This is a genomic window from Flavobacterium bizetiae (assembly GCF_902804475.1).
Taxonomy (GTDB): Bacteria; Bacteroidota; Bacteroidia; order Flavobacteriales; family Flavobacteriaceae; genus Flavobacterium; species Flavobacterium bizetiae.
On sequence record NZ_CADCSU010000185.1, the window covers coordinates 1 to 3,589 of the forward strand.

General features: G+C 32.9%; 3 protein-coding genes. All 3 read right to left on the minus strand.

The window, feature by feature from the left end; translation table 11 throughout:
* Positions 1 to 18: 18 nt before the first annotated feature.
* Genes FLACOL7796_RS22855 through FLACOL7796_RS22865 form a run of 3 tightly spaced genes read right to left on the minus strand, consistent with a single transcriptional unit; the run spans position 19 to position 3,514 of the window.
* Entirely contained in the window at positions 19 to 909 is an 891-nt protein-coding gene (locus FLACOL7796_RS22855; RefSeq protein WP_173973085.1) for a Ppx/GppA phosphatase family protein, read from the minus strand.
* Between the two features lie 29 nt (positions 910 to 938).
* Positions 939 to 3,020 carry a polyphosphate kinase 1 gene (ppk1, locus tag FLACOL7796_RS22860; protein WP_173973086.1) on the minus strand — a complete coding sequence of 694 codons (2,082 nt, stop codon included), beginning with the start codon at positions 3,018 to 3,020 and terminating at the stop codon, positions 939 to 941.
* 8 nt (positions 3,021 to 3,028) lie between these two features.
* Positions 3,029 to 3,514 (minus strand): SixA phosphatase family protein, encoded by a 486-nt coding sequence (locus tag FLACOL7796_RS22865; protein ID WP_173973087.1) that lies wholly within the window; start codon positions 3,512 to 3,514, stop codon positions 3,029 to 3,031.
* Positions 3,515 to 3,589 lie beyond the last annotated feature (75 nt).

Sequence of the window (3,589 nt, forward strand, 5' to 3'; positions counted from 1 at the left end):
GCTAAAAATATTTATTTTTTAAATTTTACCGTAATACATTGCTTTTACGATTCCGTCAGAAAGTCCAATTTTAGGAACATAAATTTGGCGCGCTCCACTCCATTTCATGGCATTTAGATAAATTCTCGTAGCATGAATAATTACATCGGCACGATCTGAATTCAAACCTAATTCGGCAATTCTTTGTTCGTAGGTTAATGAATTTAAAAACGCGTATTGCGAGTTGATGTAAATGTATGAAAGTGGTTTTTCCTGTTGTTTTCCAGACATTTTAAACAACTTATTAATGTTTCCTCCGGAACCAATCAAGGTTACTTCTTCATAATCGGCAGTATTGGTTTTGATCCATTTTTCGATTTCATCCCAAACAGAATCGTGAACCATATTATTCAGCAAACGAACAGTTCCGGCTTTAAAAGATCTTGAATTAATCAGCTTTCCATCAGAAAAAAGTGTGAATTCAGTACTTCCACCACCTACATCTACAAAAAGATAGGTTTCATCAGTTTTTAATAAATGATGTAAATCTGTCGAGGCAATAATAGCGGCTTCTTTTTTACCATCAATAATTTCAATTTTGATATCGGCTTTCTTTTTAATTAAAGCGACAACTTCCTTTGCATTATAAGCTTCGCGCATTGCCGAAGTAGCAAATGCCATATAACGTTCTACTTTATGTACTTTCATCAAAAGATTGAATGCTTTCATAGCATCAACCATTCGATCTATATTTTCTTCTGAAATTTCTCCTACTGTAAAGGCATCTTGTCCCAAACGAATTGGCACACGAACAAGCGAACTTTTATTAAATTGTGGTTCTTTGCCATCTTGTTCTACAACATTCGATATTAGAAGCCTCATGGCATTTGAACCAATATCTATTGCTGCATATTTCCTTATATTAATCATGCTCACTTATGATTTATTATTCTTTATTATTAATTTATTTTTTGAGGAACTTGTTCTAATACTGATACTTTATTTTGATAATATTTATAGGTTTCAAGTTGCGCTCTAAAAGGGGCATGATGATTTCTAGGTTTGTATTTATTATCTAATTTATAAGAATGGTACCTTACTTTTACGTTTCCTTTCCAGGCAATATTAAAGTTATCTATTAATTCTTTCTTGATTTCAAGATCATAAATTGGGCAGGTAACTTCGACTCTTCCGTCAAGATTTCGGGTCATAAAATCTGCGGATGAAATGTATACTTCGGTTAAACCGGCATTTCCAAAAATATAAACTCTTGAATGTTCCAGATAATTATCGACAATACTTATGGCTTCGATATTTTCGCTCATTCCAGGAATCCCGGGAATTAATGAGCAAATACCTCTTACCTGAAGCTGGATTTTTACACCGGCATTACTGGCTTCGTATAATTTATCGATCATTTTAAAATCAGATAAACTATTCATTTTTAATTTAATATGTGTTTTTCTACCTGCCAAAGCATGGAGAATTTCACGATCTATTAATTTAATAAATTTTGTTCTTGTATAATGTGGTGATACAATTAAATGCTTGTATCTGTGTACTCTGTAATTGATATCGAAAAATTCGAATATTTTAGAGATGTCTTTCAATATTCCCTGATGGCAGGTAAACAATGTAACATCTGTATAAATCTTAGCTGTAGATTCGTTGAAATTTCCTGTAGAAATAAATCCGTAACGACGTGATTTTCCTTCTTCGATTCTTTCGATTACACAAATTTTGCTGTGCACTTTAAGTCCTTTTATTCCAAAAATAAGTTCGATGCCTTCTGTTTGCATTTGCTCTGCATACGAAATATTCGAAGCTTCATCAAAACGGGCCTGTAGTTCGATTTGTACGGTTACTTTTTTACCATTTTTAGCAGCATTTATCAGTGAACTAATAATTTGCGAATTCTTGGCCAAACGATACAAAGTAATTTTTATACTCGTTACTTTTGGGTCTAAAGCGGCTTCACGCAAAAACTTGGTTAAATATGAAAATGACTGATACGGAGCGTGTAACAGATAATCTTTTTTACTGATTTTTTCGAGAATACTTCCTCCCAAACTCAATCCCGGAATTGGCAATGGTTCGTTGGGTTTATAAAGTAAATCGTATCTTCCTAAATTTGGGAAACTCATATAATCACGACGATTATGATATCTTCCACCCGGAATAATACTATCTGTTTCTACAATTTTCATTTTATCTAAAAAGAAATGCAGTGTATCTTCTTCGATTAAATTATCATAAATAAAACGAACTGGCTCCCCTATTCTTCTGTCTTTTACTGATGTTGCGATTTTTTCGAGCATACTTTTGCTCAAATCGCTATCGATATCTAATTGCGCATCACGCGTAATTTTGATCATGTGTGCCGAAACACTTTTATAATCGAAAATATTAAAGATGTTTTTTAAGTTGTAACGAATAACATCATCAATAAGAATAACGTAATGTTTATCATCATGAGAAGGCAATACAACGAATCTGTTTATCGTTTTCGGGATTTCGATCACGGCATAACGAACCTCATCGTTTGTATTCATTTCTAAACGAACGGCCAAATATCCTAAAGTATCTTTAAGAATTGGAAATTCTGCCAGATCATTCAATATAATGGTTACTAACTCTGGACTTAGTTTCTGATCAAAAAAGTCTTTTAGAAAACATTCCTGATCGGGTGTTATTTCGTCTTCATTAATAATTAAAATGTTTTCGGCTTCGAGTTCTGTTTCGATATTTCCTAAAATACGTAAGCTTTCAGATTGTTGCTGAATCACGATTTCGGTAATATCTTTAATTAACTGATGGGCAGAAACTCCTCCTAAATATTTTTCTCCAGAAATTCCGGAAAGGCTTAATCTACGAATTGCAGCATAGCGAACTCTAAAAAATTCATCTAAATTGTTCGAAAAAATTCCAACAAAACGCAGTCTGTCTAAAAGCGGAACCGTATTATCTGCGGCTTCCTGAAGCACTCTCGCATTAAACGCTAACCAACTTTTTTCTCTATCGATATATTTCTGTTCGTACACTTTATATATTATTTTAAATCTTTGGGGAAAATTGTTTTATGAGTTTTACCTTTATTAATTGAGTTCCAACTTTCTGCGTCAAACTGTAAAGATACAAAGCCTGAAGTAGGAACATTTTCGATAAAAACATCCCCAAATTTATTAACAAAATTTGTAATGGCCTCGTTATGTCCAAAAAGAATAACGCTTTCGAAACTATTATCACATGATTTGATAATCTTCTCGAGCTGTTTGTCATCAAAAGTATAAAGATCGTCTTTATAAACGATACTTTCAATAGGATACGAAATATTTTGGGCAAAGATTAGCGCCGTTTCTGAAGCGCGTGCCGCAGTACTACTCCATATTATATAGGTTTTAGGAAGAAAATTTGAAATATTTGCCGATACTTCATGAGCGTCCAGTATTCCTTTTTTCATTAGAGGTCTGTCGAAATCTTTTAAAGGAGCTTCCCAGCTTGATTTTGCATGGCGTATTAAAATTAAATTTTTCATAAGCGGATGGTTTAGAAACCTCTTAGGAGGTTAATAATTTTATTGAACTTCTAATTTACAAAAGAAATATTAAAC